This window comes from Flavobacterium anhuiense, from assembly GCF_004151235.1.
Lineage (GTDB): Bacteria > Bacteroidota > Bacteroidia > Flavobacteriales > Flavobacteriaceae > Flavobacterium > Flavobacterium anhuiense_A.
On record NZ_JUIV01000017.1, the window covers coordinates 1 to 16,524 of the forward strand.

The following is a 16,524-nucleotide window of genomic DNA, read 5'->3' on the forward strand; positions in this document are numbered from 1 at the left end:
ATTTTAGATTTTAGATTTTAGATTTTAGATTTTAGATTTTCCAAAATCGCTTCGCTCTTTTGGAATTTGGAATTTAAAAAATATTGGAATTTGATTATAATGATAATCTTCGTTTCTTTGTAAAAACAGTTTCATTACATGATACACGCAAAAAACATACATAAATTCTACGACAAACTTGAAGTTCTAAAAGGAGTCGATCTACATATCAAAAAAGGTGAAATTGTTTCTATTGTTGGTGCTTCGGGCGCTGGTAAAACGACATTATTGCAGATTTTAGGGACTTTAGACAAACCAGACCATAATCCAGATTCATCTCTGACTATTAACGGCAAAAACGTTTTAGAGCTTCAAAATATAAAAAACGAAAGTTCGAATCAAGAAAAAGCTTTTAAAATCATTACTTGGTTGGGAGCACTTTATTTTGTTTTATTGGCAGTATTTGTATTGTTTTTTAGAAGTAAAGTAGAAAACGATATATTCGGTTATGGCACATGGGCAGTAATCCTCACACCAACTTTACTATTATTATTTTACTATAATCGCTACTTCAAAAAGAAAAGCAGACAAGACAAAGTTTTATCCGACTTTAGAAACCTAAATCTCGGATTCATTTTTCAATTTCACCAACTTTTGCCTGAATTTACAGCCTTAGAAAACGTTTGTATTCCGGCTCACATTGCAGGCAAAAAAACAGCCGAAACAGAAGAAGAAGCAAAAAAACTCCTTACTTATCTCGGACTTTCACATAGAATCAACCACAAACCTAACGAACTTTCGGGCGGTGAACAGCAGCGTGTTGCCGTTGCAAGAGCTTTAATCAATAAACCCGATGTAATTTTCGCAGATGAGCCTTCAGGAAATCTGGACACACATTCTGCAGAAAACTTACACCAATTATTTTTTCAGCTTCGAGACGAATTTGGGCAGACTTTTGTTATTGTAACTCATAACGAAGAATTAGCCAATATGGCTGATAGAAAATTAGTTATGGTTGACGGACAGATTAGTAATTAAGCATTCGCTTCAAAATGAACCAAAAAGAACTCAAAGAATTTCTAGACGAAAAAGTCATTCAATATAACAATCGGGATTTTATAGAAAGTGATCCCGTACAGATTCCGCATCTTTTTAGCCAAAAAGAAGATATCGAAATCGCTGGTTTTCTTAGCGCATCAATTGCTTGGGGAAACCGTAAAATGATTATCAAGAATTCGCATAAAATGATGGAACTAATGGGCAATACGCCTTACGATTTCGTCATGTCGCATTCTGATGAAGATTTGGCAAGACTGGAAACTTTTGCCCACAGAACCTTCAACGGACACGATTTTGCTGGTTTCATAAAAGGCTTAAAACATATCTACCAAAACCACAACGGACTAGAATCTGTTTTTGCTAAAAATCAAGAAAAAGACAGTTTACAGAAAAGCATCAGTGAATTCAAAAAAATATTTTTCGAAACAGATCATTTAGCAAGAACTCAGAAACACATTTCAGATCCGTTAAACAATTCGGCGGCGAAGAGAATCAACATGTATTTGAGATGGATGGTGCGCCAAGATGCAAAAGGAGTCGATTTAGGAATCTGGAAAAGCATTTCGCCATCTGTTTTATCTTGTCCGTTAGATGTTCATTCTGGAAATGTTGCCCGCAAACTTGGCATTCTTTCGCGAAAGCAAAATGATGCAAAAGCTTTGCTGGAATTAGATACAAAATTAAGAGAAATGGATGCTCAAGATCCTGTAAAATATGATTTTGCTTTGTTTGGATTGGGTGTTTTTGAAGGGTTTTAAATTTTTTAAGATCTAAAAACACATAACTGTCAGGCTGAGCGGAGTCGAAGCCCACTCTCCAATCGTTGCGCTCTTTGACATCTCTCAGAGTGACATTCAAAGCACCAATACGATATCAAAAATTACAAATTCAACAAAAAACCACGAATTTAACGTACATTTGCACAAAATTTAAAGCAAATGAGCACTTTCGAAAAATTTAATCTTCCAAAATCATTACAAAAAGCAGTTGACGAATTAGGATTTGTTACGCCTACTCCTATTCAAGAAAAATCTTTTTCTGTAATCATGTCTGGACGTGATATGATGGGAATTGCACAAACCGGAACCGGTAAAACATTTGCTTATTTATTGCCTCTTTTAAAGCTTTACAAATTTACTCATACCAACACACCAAAGATTGTAATTCTAGTTCCAACACGCGAATTAGTCGTTCAAGTGGTTGAAGAAGTAGAAAAACTGACTAAATATATGTCGGTTAAAACTTTAGGTATTTATGGAGGCGTAAACATCAATACACAGAAAAAAGCCGTTTACGAAGGTGTTGACATTCTAGTCGGAACGCCTGGACGTACAATGGATTTGGCTCTTGATGCTGTAGTTCGTTTTGACGAAACGCAAAAACTGGTTATCGACGAGTTTGACGAAATGCTGAATTTAGGTTTCAGACCACAGCTGACTTCGCTTTTTGCGATGATGAAAACCAAGCGTCAAAATATTCTATTCTCGGCAACGATGACAGACGAGGTTGATGATCTTTTAAATGATTATTTTGATTTCCCTGAAGAAGTGACATTAGCACCATCAGGAACTCCTCTTGAAAAAATTACACAGATTACTTATAATGTTCCAAATTTCAATACAAAAGTAAATCTTTTAAAACACTTGCTAGAAACCGACGAAAGCATGAGTCGTATTCTAGTTTTCGTAAACAACAAAAAGATTTCAGATATGCTTTTCAATCGTATCGATGAGCTTTTTGATGGACAATTTGGTGTTATTCACTCCAACAAATCTCAAAATTACCGTTTGAGTACGATGGCTGAGTTTCAAGAAGGAAATCTTCGCGGTTTAATTACGACCGACGTTATGGCTAGAGGTTTGGACATTTCTAACATTACACACGTAATAAACTTTGAACTTCCAGAAGAGCCAGAATTGTACATGCACAGAATTGGTCGTACAGGACGTGCAGACGCAACGGGAACAGCAATCAGTTTTGTTACTCCTAGAGAAGAAGAATTCAAAATTGCAACTGAACTTTTAATGGATCAGGAACTTGACATAGCTGATTTCCCAGAAGAAGTTGAAATTTCCGAAAAACTTATCGAAGCTGAAAAAGACAAATTGCCAAGAAAGTTTTTATTGAAAAAACCGAAACTGGAAGGTGAAGGTGCTTTTCACGAAAAATCCAAAAAGAACCAAAAAGTCAATCTTGGAGGTCCTTCAAAAACCAAAAAGAAAACACATGGTTCGGTTAATAGAAATATGTTGAAGACGAGAAACGAGAAGAAAAAGAAAAATAAATAATTTAGGGACAAAGGTTCAAAGGAACAAAGTTACAAAGCAAAAGGCTCAAAAGTACAGTTTTAAACCTCTGCACCTTTGAGCCTTTGCTTCTTTGAACCTTAAAAGAACTAAATTTTCGTAAACAAAAGTCCCACTGGCGAACACATCTGGATTCTTCTGCCAGTATCTGTCAATTTTCCTGTTGCGATATCTCTTTTAAAAATAACTATATCATTAGTATATTGATGACCTACTAAAAGGTAATTTCCTGTTGGATCAATTGCAAAATCACGTGGGCCTTTTCCTAATGTACTTTGCTGCTCTACCAATTCTAAACTTCCTGTTTTAGCAATTTTGTAAACTGAAATAGCATTTGCATCTACACGATCAGTAACATATAAAAAGTTTCCGTCTGGCGAAAGTTTAATTGCCGCTGCTCCTGTTCCGCCTTTAAAATCTTTTGGAAGAATGCTTGTCTCAGCAACTACTTTTAAACTTCCTGTTTTATCCCAGCTTAATGTTGTCAAAGTTCCATCTAACTCTTGAACTAAATACACAAATTTCCCATCTTTACTGAAAGTTAAGTGTCTTGGTCCGCTTCCAGGTTTTACATCAACACTTCCTTTTAAAGTCAGAATTTCATTTTTTGAAGTTGGGTTGTATTTGTAAATAAACACTTTATCCAAACCTAAATCATTTGACAAAACAAACTTTTTGTCTGGAGAAAACATAACCATGTGCACATGCGCTTTTTCCTGACGCGCCGCATTTGGCCCTTTTCCTTCATGCTGAATAAGCTGTTGTTTTTCTGTAATGCTTCCATCTGGATTTTTCTTAAAAACAACAATGCTTCCGCCAGAATAATTGGCAGCAATTACATTTTTATCATCATTAATTAAATGGCAAGGATCTGCTCCAAAAGAATCATTTTTATTTAAAAGATTGATTTTGCCCGTTTGCGAATCATATGAAAAAGAACTTACTGTACTTTGTGTTCCATTTTCGTTTACAGCATAAATAAATTTATTATCTGCAGAAACCGATAAATAACTCGGACTAACAACATTTTCCGAAGAACTCTTTAGTTTATAATCGCCTGTAGAAGCATCAAATTCATATACATAGATTCCGTTGCTTTGGCAAGTATTGGTGTAAGTTCCAACCAGTAAGTTAAATTTATTTTGAGCTTTAACCGTGGTTAATGATAAAGCTGAAAATAACACTAGATATATTTTTTTCATAGTTTGTTTTTTTGAATTAGCTAAAATAAGCAATAATATTTGTTCAAAATAAATTCTTTATCACAAAGAATTTACAAAAGTTTCATTTTTTGGTATTTTTTAAAACCCTATAAGTTATATAAGTCTGACTTTCGACTTTACTTATAATCTCTTACATGAACTTATATGGTTTAATAAATTTTTAATTCGTATTTTTGACCAGCATCTTCGCGAAAAACAAAACGTAGTGAAGTAAATCGAAGCCAGAATGCATTTTAAACATCCCGAAATTCTATACTTTCTGTTTTTATTGATCGTTCCAATTTTGGTTCACTTATTTCAATTAAGACGATTTAAAACTTCCTATTTTACCAATGTTCGCTTCTTAAAAGAACTTGCAATTCAGACTCGTAAGAGTTCTAAAATCAAAAAACGTCTTTTATTGGCTACTCGTTTGCTGTTGCTCACCTGCGCCATTATCGCCTTTGCACAGCCTTTTTTTGAAGCTGCCGACAGTAAGAACGCTTCAAACGAGATGTATATTGTGTTGGATAATTCTTTCAGTATGCAGGCAAAAGGCAAAAAAGGAGAATTACTAAAAAGAGCTGTACAGGAATTGCTTGAAAACACTCCAGAAAACACACAATTTTCACTTTTAACCAACACTGAAAATTTCTGGAATACGGATATAAAATCTTCTAGAAGCGCTTTACAAAACTTAAAATACAGCGCATCTCCTTTTGATCTTTCGGCAATTACAGCTAAAATAAAAGCCCATAAATCGGCTCATAAAAAAGATATTGTCATTATTACTGATGCTGTCGGTTTAAAGGAAGCAGCTATTGCAACTATAGATTTCGAAGAAAAACCATACTTTATTGTTCCAGAAGCGGAGCAAAAAAACAATGTTTCGATTGACAGCGTTTATATCAATCAGACTTTAGAAAACTTCTACGAAATTGGCATTGATTTATCGGCTTATGGCGAAGATTTTAAACCAGTTTCAACAGCGCTTTACAATCAAAATAAACTGATCGCCAAAACTATTGTCAATTTTGACACCAAGAAAAAGAAAATCAATTTTACTATTCCGAAAGAGGCTTTTCATGGATATGTAACAATTGAAGACAATGGATTGACTTATGACAACAAATTGTTTTTCAGCATTTCAAAAAATAAAAAAACAAACGTTCTCAGTATTGGTGAACCTGAAAAAAGCAATTTTTTATCCCGAATTTACACTTCTGCAGAATTCAATTACAACAATTATCCAATCGGTTCTTTAGATTATAATAGTTTAGAAAAACAAAATACTATTATTTTAAATGAACTGGTTGATATTCCGCAAGCATTACAAACCACTTTAAAGGCTTTTGTTTCTAAAGGAGGAAATTTAGTTGTGATTCCATCTGAAAAAACTTCTCTTTCGAGTTTAAATGCTTTATTGGGTAATTTTGGAAAAATTCAATTTGGAAATTTGGAAACGAATCCTAAATTGATCACTAAAATTAATTTTGACCATCCGTTATTTTCGGGCGTTTTTGAAAACAAAATAACCAATTTTCAATATCCGAAAGTAAACAGTTCGTTTGCCGTTTCGAGTTCGTATCCAGCTGTTCTTTCGTTTGAAGACCAAACTGCTTTTGTAACAGCCGTTCAAAATCAGGTTTCTGGAATAACGGTTTTTACAGCGCCAATAAATAGTGCAAATTCCAATTTTCAGCAATCGCCTTTAATTGTTCCGTTATTTTATAAAATTGCGCAAAACAATCAGAAAACTGGCGTGAATGCTTTGACAATTGGAAATAATCAGCCTTATTTTGTTGATGTTTTATTGACTAAAGATGCTATTTTGGAAGTAAAAGGAACAGAAGATTCGTTTATTCCTGTTCAGCAGATTTTAAATAATAAAGTCAAATTAACCTTTAATGATTTTCCTGAAACAGCTAGAAATTACAGTGTTTTTGACAAAAAAGAATGGGTAGAAAATATCAGTTTCAATTACAAAAGAACCGAAAGCGATTTAAGCCAAGTAAACACCAATGTGGTTTCTGATTTTAAAACTGCCGATACCATTTCAACTATTTTTAACACACTACAAACTGAGCGAACTGACAGCCAAATTTGGAAATGGTTTGTTATCTTTGCACTGTTATTTTTAGCATTAGAAATGGCAATTATAAAATTTGTGAAATAGAATTTGCGCTTCCTTTAAAGGCATTTTACTTTTTACAAAAATCATTTTACGACAAAAAAATATCTACATATGAAACTCATCATCAAAAGCGCCAAAATTATCGACTCAAAAAGTCCGTTTCACAACCAGACCGTTGATCTTTTAATTGCAGATGGTTTAATAGAAAAAATAGGCGTTTCGCTTCCAAACGATGACGCAGAAGTGGTACGATTTGACAATCTTCATGTTTCTCAAGGCTGGTTTGACAGCAGTGTCTCGCTAGGTGAGCCAGGTTACGAAGACAGAGAAACTATCGCAAACGGATTAAACGTTGCTGCAAAAAGTGGTTTTACTGCAATCGCATTACAGCCAAATTCATTGCCAATAATTGACAATCAATCTCAGGTAAATTTTGTAAAAAATAAAGCAAACGGTTCTGCAACAGAAATTTTTCCAATAGGCGCTTTAACCAAAGCTAGCGAAGGAAAAGACATGGCGGAGCTTTTTGATATGAAAAATTCTGGAGCAATCGCTTTTGGAGACTATAATAAAAGTATTGACAATGCCAACATCCTGAAAATCGCTTTACAATATGTTCAAGATTTTGACGGATTGGTAATCGCTTATTCGCAAGATCCAAACATTAAAGGAAATGGTGTTGCAAACGAAGGAATTGTTTCTACAAGATTAGGCTTAAAAGGAATTCCAAATTTGGCGGAAGAACTTCAAATTTCAAGAAATTTATTTTTATTGGAATATACAGGCGGAAAACTCCATATTCCGACCATTTCTACTGCGAAATCGGTTGAATTAATTAGAGAAGCTAAAGCAAAAGGTTTACACGTAACTTGCAGCGTATCTGTACATCATTTGGTTTTAACGGATGAAAAACTGGACGGATTTGACACTCGTTTTAAAGTTACGCCACCATTAAGAACTGAGGTTGATAGACAAGCTTTACTTAACGGAATTGCTGACGGAACTATCGATATGATTACTTCAGACCACAACCCAATTGATATCGAATTCAAAAAAATGGAATTTGATACTGCCAAAAACGGAACAATTGGTTTAGAAAGTGCTTTTGGAGCTTTACTGACGGTTTTACCAGTAGAAACAATTGTAACGAAATTAACTGCTACAAGAAATGTTTTTGGCCTTGAAGATCATACAATCAAAGAAGGTGCAAAAGCAAATTTAACTTTGTTTACCACAGAAGGAAAATCAACTTTTACGAAAGAAAACATCCTTTCAAAATCTAAAAATTCTGCTTTTTTAGGAACTGAACTTAAAGGTTCTGTTTACGGAATTTTAAATCAAAATCAATTAGTTACAAAATAATAAAATGAATAATTCAATCGAAGAAGGAAAACCAATTGCTATTACCAGTTACATTCTAATCATTGGCGTTTTAATTGCTATGAGCATGAATTCTGAGAACAAAAACAGTTTTGCTTCTTTTCATATCCGTCAATCTTTAGGATTATCTTTAACCTTTATTTCTTTGGGGGCAATCATCAGTAATTTTGATAGTTTCTTTATTACTTTCCCAATGTGGATTTGTATTTCAATTCTATGGACTTTCGGTATTTTCAATGCCATTCAAGGACAAATGAGACCAATTCCATTAGTTGGAAATTTATTCCAAAAATGGTTTAAAAAAATTGGATAGATTTTTAAATTCCAATTAAAAAAAATCCAAATTCCAAAACTGGATGCTCCAAAACTTTGACAAAGTTCAAACTGAATACTAAAAACCTGAACACTGAACACTAAAAAAATGAATCTATCTTTAGAATATAAAATAAGAGAACCAAAAGTAATTTTAGACAAAAATCCGTTATTGCTTTTATTGCACGGATACGGCAGCAACGAAGCCGATTTATTCTCTTTTGCTTCTGAACTTCCAGATAATTATTACATCATTTCTGCGAGAGCACCTTACGATTTACAATATGGTGCTTATGCATGGTATGCTATCAACTTTGATGCAGATCAAAATAAATTCTCAGACAACGAACAAGCAAAAACTTCAAGAGATTTAATTGCAAAGTTTGTTGATGAACTAGTAGCAAATTACCCAATTGATGCCAACAATGTTACTTTAATCGGATTCAGTCAAGGTTCAATTTTAAGTTATGCAACGGCACTTTCTTATCCAGAAAAAATTCAGCGAGTTGTGGCAATGAGTGGTTATTTTAACGAAGAAATCATCAAAGAAGGTTTTCAAAACAATGATTTCAAAAACTTAAAGTTTTTCGCGTCACACGGAACTGTCGATCAAGTTATTCCTATTGAATGGGCAAGAAAAACACCTGCCGCTTTAGAAAAATTAAATATTCCTCTTACTTACAGAGAATACCCTGTTGGACATGGAGTTGCACCTCAGAATTTCTTTGATTTTAAGAATTGGTTGCTTAGTTAATTTCAGTCGCAATTCTCAGTCGCAGTTTACACTAAATCCTTTATAAAATGAGCATTTCAAAACTTGATAATCCCGCTTTAATTTTAATTGATATCCAAAAAGGTTTTCACAATGTTGCCTATTGGGGTGGCGATCGTAATAATGTTACAGCAGAAGAAAAAGCTGGCGAACTTCTGGAAATTTGGAGAAACAAAAAACTGCCTATTTTTCACGTACAGCATTGCTCTTCAAATCCGAATTCAATTTTAAACGAGACAAACCCGGGAAATGAATTTCAAGATGTGGTAAAACCTCTTGAAGGAGAAATCATTATTAAAAAGAATGTCAACAGTGCTTTTATTGGAACTAATTTAAAAGAGCTTATTGATAATGCCGAAATCACTAATCTTGTTATTGTGGGTTTAACTACAGACCACTGTGTTTCTACTACCACAAGAATGGCAGGAAATTTCGGTTACAACATTTATCTGGTTTCTGATGCAACAGCAACTTTCAATAAAAAAGGCATAAACGGAGAAAATTTCTCTGCCGAATTAATACATCAGACTGCTTTAGCAAGTCTAAACAAAGAATTTGCTCAAGTCATAGATTCTGAGTTCATTAAAGAAATTGTTTAGTATTCAGTCGCAATCTCAGTTTTCAGTCTAACTATAAAAAAACTTTTACAAAGTTCTAACTGAAAACTGAGACTGCGACTGTAAACTTTATTCTCCCGTATAAAGAATCTTCCCTGCTTTTTTCAGAACATATCCTTTCCACGGAATCAACTGCCAATCGCCGTTAACCCAAGAATCACCTTCTGATTTTCTTTCTAGAATTATCGATTCTTTTTGAGTATCTAGGAAGAGTTCTGCTTTATTTCCGTCAAAAATCACATACGAAACTGTAGAATACGTTTTTCCATCTTCAGCGTGGTTTAGTCTTGTGCTGTTTTCAAAAACTCTGATGCATTCTGTTTTCAAAACTGACCAAGTATAGCCTGCTGAAGCTTTACATCCATGAGAATCGGAATCTCCTCCAACGACAGCTTCCTTTTTAGTTTCTTTTGGAGTTGTGCTTGTATTTTCTTGAGAAACTTTTTTTGAACAAGAAAATGTACTTGCAATAATCAAAAACAAAAACATCTTTTTCATAATCCTATATTTATTTAAAGGTCAAAAAAAATAGGATTATAAAATCCTATTTTTGATATAACCAAGTTTGATTTACTTCAAAGGTAATATTATCGTCGTTATCAACAAAGTATTTTAACAAGACTTCTCCCCATAATTCACCATTGCTGTAATCTGCAATAATCCAACGGTGGTTCAAGATTTTTACTTTATTAATGATAAATTTGTTTGGGCCAATTTGATCTTGTCCTGTGTAAGGATTCCCTTTTGGATTTGCATTGAAATCTAATAATTTTTCAGTTACAACTGGAATCAGTTTTTCGTATAAAATCACTTTTCCGCCAGAAGCACTGTTATCAAAGTAATTTTGCGCATTTTCATTATGTTCTAAAGAAAAATAATCAGCTTCTGCCAATTTATTTTTCATCAAACTAATGCTATCTCTTAGTTTCTTAGTTGTTTTATCATATCGCTCTTGTCCAAATTTTACTTCTCCACTATAAAATGAATACGTAAAAACATTCATCAAAATGGCAAGAATAAAAAGATAAAGCATTAAAGATTTTTTCATTGTGTGGTATAATTAAATTGTAATTTCTAAATTGTCGTAAGCCAAGAAAACATTTTCAGGAAGCTGTTTCTGTACTTCTTCATGAAAACCCAAAACGTGGCTAATATGCGTTAAATAAGCTCTTTCAGGTTTAACTAGATCAATAAAATCGAGAGCTTCTTTAAGATTAAAATGAGTATCATGAGGTTCAACACGCAAAGCATTAACCACTAGAACTTTTATTCCTTTCAGTTTCTCAACTTCAGCTTGTTCAATTGTTTTTACATCGGTCAAGTAAGCAAAATCTTCGATTCTGTACCCAAAAACTTGTAAATCGCCGTGCATAGCGTTTATTGGAATTGCCATTTTATCTCCAACAGCAAAAGGCGCATTATTCTGCACTTCGATTGTTTTTACGCTTGGAGCTCCTGGATATTTATTTACAGTTTCAAAAACATAATCAAAACGACGTCTTAAATTATCTAAAACGCGTTTATGTCCGTAAATCGGAATTTCTCCTTGTCTGAAATTAAACGGACGAATATCGTCTAAGCCAGCAGTGTGATCAGAATGTTCGTGGGTAAAAAGAATTGCGTCAAGTTTTCGGCATCCGCATGAAAGCATTTGCTGTCTGAAATCAGGACCGCAATCTATCACATACGAATGCTCGCCCCATGTTATCCAAATGGATACACGAAGCCTTTTATCCTTAGCATCAGTGCTTTTACAAACTGGATGATCGATTCCGATAATTGGAATGCCTTGAGAAGTGCCTGTACCTAAAAAATAAACCTTCAATTGAACTTAATTTTTTTACAAAAATAGATTATTTCTCTTTCATTAGACTGCTAATTTACTAACTTTGTAACAAATCTATTTAAAACAAAATGGGTACAGAAATAAAACTCAAAGGTGACAAGGTCATCGAACAGATTCCTTCTATAAAAGACAAAGCATTACGCATTAATTTAAACGAGAATATTTACGGAACGTTTGCTGAAATTGGCGCTGGACAAGAAACAGTTAGGCATTTTTTCAGATCCGGAGGTTCTTCAGGAACTATTGCAAAAGCGATGTCTGCCTACGATAAAGATTTTAGTGACGCCGTTTATGGCGCTGAAACTGATGGAAGATATGTTACCGAAGAGCGTTTAAAAAAAATGCTTACCCATGAAAGTCAGATCATTGAAGAGCGTTTAAGCAGAGAAAAACACCCAACAAAACTTTTCTTTAGTTACGCCAACACTGTAGCGACGATAGATTTTGCTAAACAATTTAAAGGTCACGGATGGGTTGGAATTCGATACCAAATCGAACCAGACGAAGCTTACAACGAAATCATCCTTCATATTCGTTTTAAAGAGACCGATGCAAGATTACAGCAAGAAACACTTGGAATTTTAGGAGTTAACTTAATTTACGGTGCTTTTTACAAATACAACGATCCAAAACGATTACTTCGTTACTTATACGATCACTTAGACAAAGATCAATTAGAGATCGACACCATTAACTTTTCTGGACCGCGTTTTGCCGATGTTGACAATCGTTTGATGAGTTTGCAATTGGTCAAAAACGGAATGACAGATGCCGTAATGTTTAATCCAGAAGGAAAAAACATTCTACCGGCAGCTATCTTATACAAGAAAAACCTTTTAGCTTTAAGAGGAAGTTTCCGTCCTGTTACGAAAGTAAATATGGATATGTATGAGAAATCATTAAAAATGTTCCTTGAAGAGAATAAGGTTGAAAAAAACAATACGCTTGTTATTTTTGAAATCACACTTTCGAATTTACGTTCTGATGGCGAAATTGACGAACGCGACTTTATGGACAGAGCTGAATTGCTTTGTTCGCTTGGACAAACGGTTATGATTTCGAATTTCCAAGAATATTATAAAGTGGTAGAATACTTCGCCAATTATACCAAAGCCCGTATGGGATTGGCAATGGGTGTAAACAACCTTGTCGATATTTTTGACGAGAAATATTATCGCCACTTAAGCGGAGGAATCTTAGAAGCTTTTGGAAAATTATTCTACCGAGACATGAAGGTATTCTTATACCCAATGTTGGACGAAGATGGTACTTTAATGAACTCGAATAACTTAAAAGTTCATCCTAGAATGAAAGAATTGTACAAATTCTTCAAATTCAATGGAAAAGTGGTTGATATTGAAGATTACGATCCAAACATCTTGGATGTTTTCTCTAGAGAAGTTTTAAAAATGATCAACCAAGGCAAAAAAGGTTGGGAACCAATGCTTCCGTCCGGTATCGCAGAATTAATAAAAGAACATCATCTTTTTGGATATCACCCACAGAAAGAATTAGAACAAAATACATAATAAAAAAAGTCCCTAATAAAGGGACTTTTTTTGTTTCAAGTTTTCTTTGTTTCAGGTTTCAGGTTATAGTTGGAGCGGATATTTTTTTACCGCAAAGCACGCTAAGTTTTCTTCTACCAGTTTACGCTAAAAATACAAAATTCGCAAAGCTTAGTCTATTTAAAGCTTTGCGAGCTTTGCGTATACCATAGCGTGCTTTGCGGTTAAAATATGAGTTCCAACAGGCAACTTGAAACTTGAAACCTGAAACTTGAACCAAAAAAGCCACTATTTCAAAATCTGAGATGCGTGTTCTTTTGTTTTTACTTTTTCGATTACTTCTTCGATAATTCCTTTTTCGTTGATTACAAAAGTTGTTCTATGAATTCCGTCATATTCTTTTCCCATAAATTTCTTTGGCCCCCAAACTCCAAAAGCATTGATAACCGATTTGTTTTCATCTGCGATTAACGGGAAAGGCAATTCGTATTTTTCTTTGAATTTAACTTGCGCTTTTGCACTGTCTGCACTTACACCCAAAAGCTCATAATTATTGGCTTGAAAACGGTGAAAATTATCTCTTAAATCACAAGCCTCTGCTGTGCATCCTGGCGTACTTGCTTTTGGATAAAAGAAAACTACTAGTTTTTTTCCAGCATAATCTGCTAGTTTATGTGTTTTTTCGTCTTGATCTATTCCCGAAAAGTTTGGCGCTTTATCTCCTGCCTTTAATGTTGTCATATATTTTATTTTAGATTGTTGATTTTAGATATTAGATTAAAAAACAAAGATAACTGATAACTATTTACCGAGCTAATAACTAATAACTCATAATTCATAACTTATTTGCCCCAGATTGAAGTGAAAACCCCGGAATTATGATAGCTTACATTTTTTGTATTTAAAAAGCGACCGAAGGAAGCTCTTTTAAATACTTAAAAATGTTGCTAGCATAATGAGGAGTTGAAACGGAAAGCTGGATTAGGCACATCATTAAAATTATATTATTTTTACAGCATTAAAAACACGGAAATGAATAAAGAAGCTCGCGTACAATTTGTTATCGACACCTTAAAAGAACTTTACCCTACTATACCTGTTCCGCTTGACCATAAAGATCCTTATACGCTTTTGATTGCAGTTTTGCTATCTGCTCAATGCACTGATGTTCGAGTGAACCAGATTACGCCTCTTTTGTTCGCAAAAGCCGATAATCCGTATGATATGGTTAAAATGTCGGTGGAGGAAATTAAGGAAATTATTCGTCCGTGCGGTTTATCTCCAATGAAATCAAAAGGGATTCATGGTTTATCTGAAATTTTGATTGAAAAACATAATGGTGAAGTTCCGCAAAGTTTTGAAGCCCTAGAAGCTTTACCTGCAGTTGGACATAAAACAGCGAGTGTGGTAATGTCGCAAGCCTTTGGCGTTCCTGCTTTTCCTGTAGATACACACATTCACAGATTAATGTACCGATGGAATTTATCTAATGGAAAAAATGTTGCGCAGACCGAAAAAGATGCGAAGAGATTATTTCCGAGAGAATTATGGAACGACTTGCATTTGCAGATTATTTGGTACGGCCGAGAATATTCTCCTGCGCGCGGATGGAATTTAGAGAAAGATATCATCACGAGAACTGTCGGAAAGAAATCTCTCATTGAAGAATTGCAAAAAACAGCATCAAAAAAATAAAGGCGCAAAGATAAAAATCTCTGCACCTTTGTTACTTTTCAACTTTGTACCTTTTAACAGGAAACTACATTCCCGCTTTCAAAGCATTATATTCTGCTGTCATATCAAGCGATCTGTAAACGCCTAGCAGCGTTTTTGTTGCATCTTGATTTTTTGGTTCAAGCGTAAGCACTTTTTTCAGATATGGAATTGCACTTCTTGTGATGTCGTCTTTTCTGGCATTCAGCTTATCGTACTTCTGCATCTCAGCTGGCGAAGTTCCCAGTGATGAAATTTCATCCGCTAAATCTTTCTTTATTTGCAATTTCAAATAAGCCAAATTGATATAAGCATCTACATAATTTGGATCTAATTCTAAAACATAATTATAAATGGATTCCGCTTTGGAATAATCCTTTTTCTCAAGATATGCATAAGCCAAATTGTTGTTCACTTCTATTTTTTTAGAAGGCACTGATTCTGTTCTTGGCTTTTCATAAAGACCTTGCTGTATAGCCGATTCTCGAGCTTTTGGCGAAATGAAAACATCTTCTTCTTTTGTTTTCTTATTTGTAGCGTAATACAAAACACCTTTTCCTGAATAATTAATCTTTTTTAGAAGTTCATAATAAGTTACAGCGGCATTGTAATCTTTTGCATTAATAGAGGAAGAGGCCGCATTGTACAAGTTTAAAGTATCTTTCTTGTCGAATAAATATACCTTATAACTTTTCTCGGCACTTTCTTTATATTTTCCAGCATTAAAATCTGCCATAGCTCCATTTACAAGACTGGCTTTCATGTCTTTTAAAGCCATATTAGCTTTAACGGTCCATTTAAATTTTCCTGATTCGTTCTCGTACAAAAATACATCTTGATATGATTGCGATGCCAATGTAAAATTATTTGCTGCATCTATATTTTTTACAGCCAAATCTTTTAAAACGTTCCCTTTTAAGAAGTAGTAATCAGATTTGTCTTCATCAGATGCGTTAAGAATAAGATATTCTGTCTTAGTTAAAATCGCTAAAGCTTCCTGGCTATTTCCTTTATCAAATAAAGACTGTGCTTCCTTAATTTTGTCTTTTTGGGCAAATGCGCCAATACTTATCATCAATAAGCATGACAACACTTTAATGTTCTCTTTCATTTTGCGGTTAAGTTTTGGTGATTAAATGATTTTCTTAGTTTGTTTTGAGGTACAGTAAGAAGAGATAATTAAACTGGATTGAAAATTACCTTTATTACTATTTTATGAGAAACATTTGCTGGTCCAAATTGTCACTCAATAATCAAATGGGCATCAAACTTAACAAAATAAAGCAGGGTAGTTTTTCTTCATAAACAATCTGTTTTGGGGTTAAATATTTAATTCTTAATATATTGTTTTTCTAATTTTTAACTTAAACTGAATTTTCAATGCGAATAATCCTTTACAAAAGCATTTATACCGAATAAAAAATTAGTTTTTTAACTAAAATAGAATTAAAAATCAAACAAACACATAAAATCCAATCAAAATATTAAATTTTAACAAATTAGAGAGAAAAATGCTGTAAAACCTTATACTTTTTTTACACAAAAAAATTTAAAACAAAAAACTCACTACTTGTATATAGAATATACAAACAGTGAGCTCTTAAACCAAAACGACCATTTGGTTTGTTTTTTATAAACATCCGACAGGAGCAGTGGGCTGTTTAATTAGCTATAATCTCAAAATTTTTATCGTCGA

General features: G+C 33.8%; 15 protein-coding genes and 2 pseudogenes. 11 read left to right on the top strand and 6 right to left on the bottom strand.

Annotated features, from left to right (window positions below; genetic code table 11):
• Positions 1–138 precede the first annotated feature (138 nt).
• The 4 genes and pseudogenes from NU08_RS22565 to NU08_RS17345 form a co-directional block, all read left to right on the top strand.
• Positions 139–351, top strand: a pseudogene (locus tag NU08_RS22565) (ATP-binding cassette domain-containing protein); the annotation flags it as partial.
• A gap of 216 nt (positions 352–567) precedes the next feature.
• Positions 568–1,017 (top strand): annotated as a pseudogene (locus NU08_RS22570) (ABC transporter ATP-binding protein); the annotation flags it as partial.
• Positions 1,018–1,031: 14 nt separating this feature from the next.
• Complete coding sequence (locus tag NU08_RS17340; protein WP_129748371.1) at positions 1,032–1,796, top strand: TIGR02757 family protein; 765 nt, start codon at positions 1,032–1,034, stop codon at positions 1,794–1,796.
• 180 nt (positions 1,797–1,976) lie between these two features.
• Positions 1,977–3,326, top strand: coding sequence for a DEAD/DEAH box helicase (locus NU08_RS17345; RefSeq protein ID WP_129748372.1), 1,350 nt, complete (start codon positions 1,977–1,979; stop codon positions 3,324–3,326).
• 107 nt (positions 3,327–3,433) lie between these two features.
• Here NU08_RS17345 and NU08_RS17350 read toward each other — a convergent pair whose 3' ends face one another.
• Positions 3,434–4,546, bottom strand: a complete 1,113-nt coding sequence (locus NU08_RS17350; RefSeq protein ID WP_129748373.1) for a lactonase family protein — start codon at positions 4,544–4,546, stop codon at positions 3,434–3,436.
• 247 nt (positions 4,547–4,793) lie between these two features.
• On the opposite strand from NU08_RS17350, the gene NU08_RS17355 reads away from it, so the two are divergent.
• The 5 genes from NU08_RS17355 (at position 4,794) to NU08_RS17375 (ending at position 9,743) form a co-directional block, all read left to right on the top strand.
• Complete coding sequence (locus tag NU08_RS17355; RefSeq protein ID WP_129748374.1) at positions 4,794–6,722, top strand: vWA domain-containing protein; 1,929 nt, start codon at positions 4,794–4,796, stop codon at positions 6,720–6,722.
• 69 nt (positions 6,723–6,791) lie between these two features.
• Entirely contained in the window at positions 6,792–8,042 is a 1,251-nt protein-coding gene (locus NU08_RS17360) for a dihydroorotase (protein WP_129748375.1), read from the top strand.
• Between the two features lie 4 nt (positions 8,043–8,046).
• Positions 8,047–8,373, top strand: coding sequence for a hypothetical protein (locus NU08_RS17365; protein WP_129748376.1), 327 nt, complete (start codon positions 8,047–8,049; stop codon positions 8,371–8,373).
• A 108-nt stretch (positions 8,374–8,481) separates the two neighbouring features.
• Entirely contained in the window at positions 8,482–9,126 is a 645-nt protein-coding gene (locus NU08_RS17370; RefSeq protein WP_129748377.1) for an alpha/beta hydrolase, read from the top strand.
• 47 nt (positions 9,127–9,173) lie between these two features.
• A complete protein-coding gene (locus NU08_RS17375) occupies positions 9,174–9,743 on the top strand; it encodes a cysteine hydrolase family protein (RefSeq protein ID WP_129748378.1) in 570 nt (189 codons plus the stop codon).
• Between the two features lie 87 nt (positions 9,744–9,830).
• Here NU08_RS17375 and NU08_RS17380 read toward each other — a convergent pair whose 3' ends face one another.
• From NU08_RS17380 to NU08_RS17390, 3 genes are read right to left on the bottom strand one after another with little or no spacing between them, the layout of a single operon-like run.
• Complete coding sequence (locus NU08_RS17380; RefSeq protein WP_242502586.1) at positions 9,831–10,259, bottom strand: hypothetical protein; 429 nt, start codon at positions 10,257–10,259, stop codon at positions 9,831–9,833.
• Between the two features lie 46 nt (positions 10,260–10,305).
• Positions 10,306–10,809, bottom strand: a complete 504-nt coding sequence (locus NU08_RS17385; RefSeq protein WP_129748379.1) for a hypothetical protein — start codon at positions 10,807–10,809, stop codon at positions 10,306–10,308.
• 12 nt (positions 10,810–10,821) lie between these two features.
• Positions 10,822–11,586 (bottom strand): MBL fold metallo-hydrolase, encoded by a 765-nt coding sequence (locus NU08_RS17390; RefSeq protein ID WP_129748380.1) that lies wholly within the window; start codon positions 11,584–11,586, stop codon positions 10,822–10,824.
• An 89-nt stretch (positions 11,587–11,675) separates the two neighbouring features.
• Between NU08_RS17390 and NU08_RS17395 the strand changes: the two genes are divergently transcribed.
• Positions 11,676–13,136, top strand: coding sequence for a TonB-dependent receptor (locus tag NU08_RS17395; protein ID WP_129748381.1), 1,461 nt, complete (start codon positions 11,676–11,678; stop codon positions 13,134–13,136).
• Between the two features lie 267 nt (positions 13,137–13,403).
• Here the strand turns inward: NU08_RS17395 and bcp are convergent, their stop codons facing one another.
• Entirely contained in the window at positions 13,404–13,856 is a 453-nt protein-coding gene (gene bcp / locus NU08_RS17400; protein ID WP_129748382.1) for a thioredoxin-dependent thiol peroxidase, read from the bottom strand.
• A gap of 291 nt (positions 13,857–14,147) precedes the next feature.
• On the opposite strand from bcp, the gene NU08_RS17405 reads away from it, so the two are divergent.
• Positions 14,148–14,810, top strand: coding sequence for an endonuclease III domain-containing protein (locus NU08_RS17405; RefSeq protein ID WP_119789814.1), 663 nt, complete (start codon positions 14,148–14,150; stop codon positions 14,808–14,810).
• Positions 14,811–14,874: 64 nt separating this feature from the next.
• On the opposite strand, the gene NU08_RS17410 is transcribed toward NU08_RS17405, so the two are convergent.
• Positions 14,875–15,939 carry a tetratricopeptide repeat protein gene (locus tag NU08_RS17410; protein ID WP_129748383.1) on the bottom strand — a complete coding sequence of 355 codons (1,065 nt, stop codon included), beginning with the start codon at positions 15,937–15,939 and terminating at the stop codon, positions 14,875–14,877.
• Between the last annotated feature and the right edge of the window lie 585 nt (positions 15,940–16,524).

What these genes read in the sequence shown, in the direction of transcription:
- NU08_RS17405 (WP_119789814.1), top strand. Translation starts at nt 14,148, where the DNA reads ATGAATAAAGAAGCTCGCGTACAATTTGTTATCGACACCTTAAAAGAA.
- NU08_RS17370 (WP_129748377.1), top strand. Translation starts at nt 8,482, where the DNA reads ATGAATCTATCTTTAGAATATAAAATAAGAGAACCAAAAGTAATTTTA.
- NU08_RS17375 (WP_129748378.1), top strand. Translation starts at nt 9,174, where the DNA reads ATGAGCATTTCAAAACTTGATAATCCCGCTTTAATTTTAATTGATATC.
- NU08_RS17365 (WP_129748376.1), top strand. Translation starts at nt 8,047, where the DNA reads ATGAATAATTCAATCGAAGAAGGAAAACCAATTGCTATTACCAGTTAC.
- NU08_RS17350 (WP_129748373.1), bottom strand. Translation starts at nt 4,546, where the DNA reads ATGAAAAAAATATATCTAGTGTTATTTTCAGCTTTATCATTAACCACG.
- NU08_RS17360 (WP_129748375.1), top strand. Translation starts at nt 6,792, where the DNA reads ATGAAACTCATCATCAAAAGCGCCAAAATTATCGACTCAAAAAGTCCG.
- NU08_RS17380 (WP_242502586.1), bottom strand. Translation starts at nt 10,259, where the DNA reads ATGAAAAAGATGTTTTTGTTTTTGATTATTGCAAGTACATTTTCTTGT.
- NU08_RS17385 (WP_129748379.1), bottom strand. Translation starts at nt 10,809, where the DNA reads ATGAAAAAATCTTTAATGCTTTATCTTTTTATTCTTGCCATTTTGATG.
- NU08_RS17410 (WP_129748383.1), bottom strand. Translation starts at nt 15,939, where the DNA reads ATGAAAGAGAACATTAAAGTGTTGTCATGCTTATTGATGATAAGTATT.
- NU08_RS17345 (WP_129748372.1), top strand. Translation starts at nt 1,977, where the DNA reads ATGAGCACTTTCGAAAAATTTAATCTTCCAAAATCATTACAAAAAGCA.
- NU08_RS17355 (WP_129748374.1), top strand. Translation starts at nt 4,794, where the DNA reads ATGCATTTTAAACATCCCGAAATTCTATACTTTCTGTTTTTATTGATC.
- bcp (WP_129748382.1), bottom strand. Translation starts at nt 13,856, where the DNA reads ATGACAACATTAAAGGCAGGAGATAAAGCGCCAAACTTTTCGGGAATA.
- NU08_RS17395 (WP_129748381.1), top strand. Translation starts at nt 11,676, where the DNA reads ATGGGTACAGAAATAAAACTCAAAGGTGACAAGGTCATCGAACAGATT.
- NU08_RS17340 (WP_129748371.1), top strand. Translation starts at nt 1,032, where the DNA reads ATGAACCAAAAAGAACTCAAAGAATTTCTAGACGAAAAAGTCATTCAA.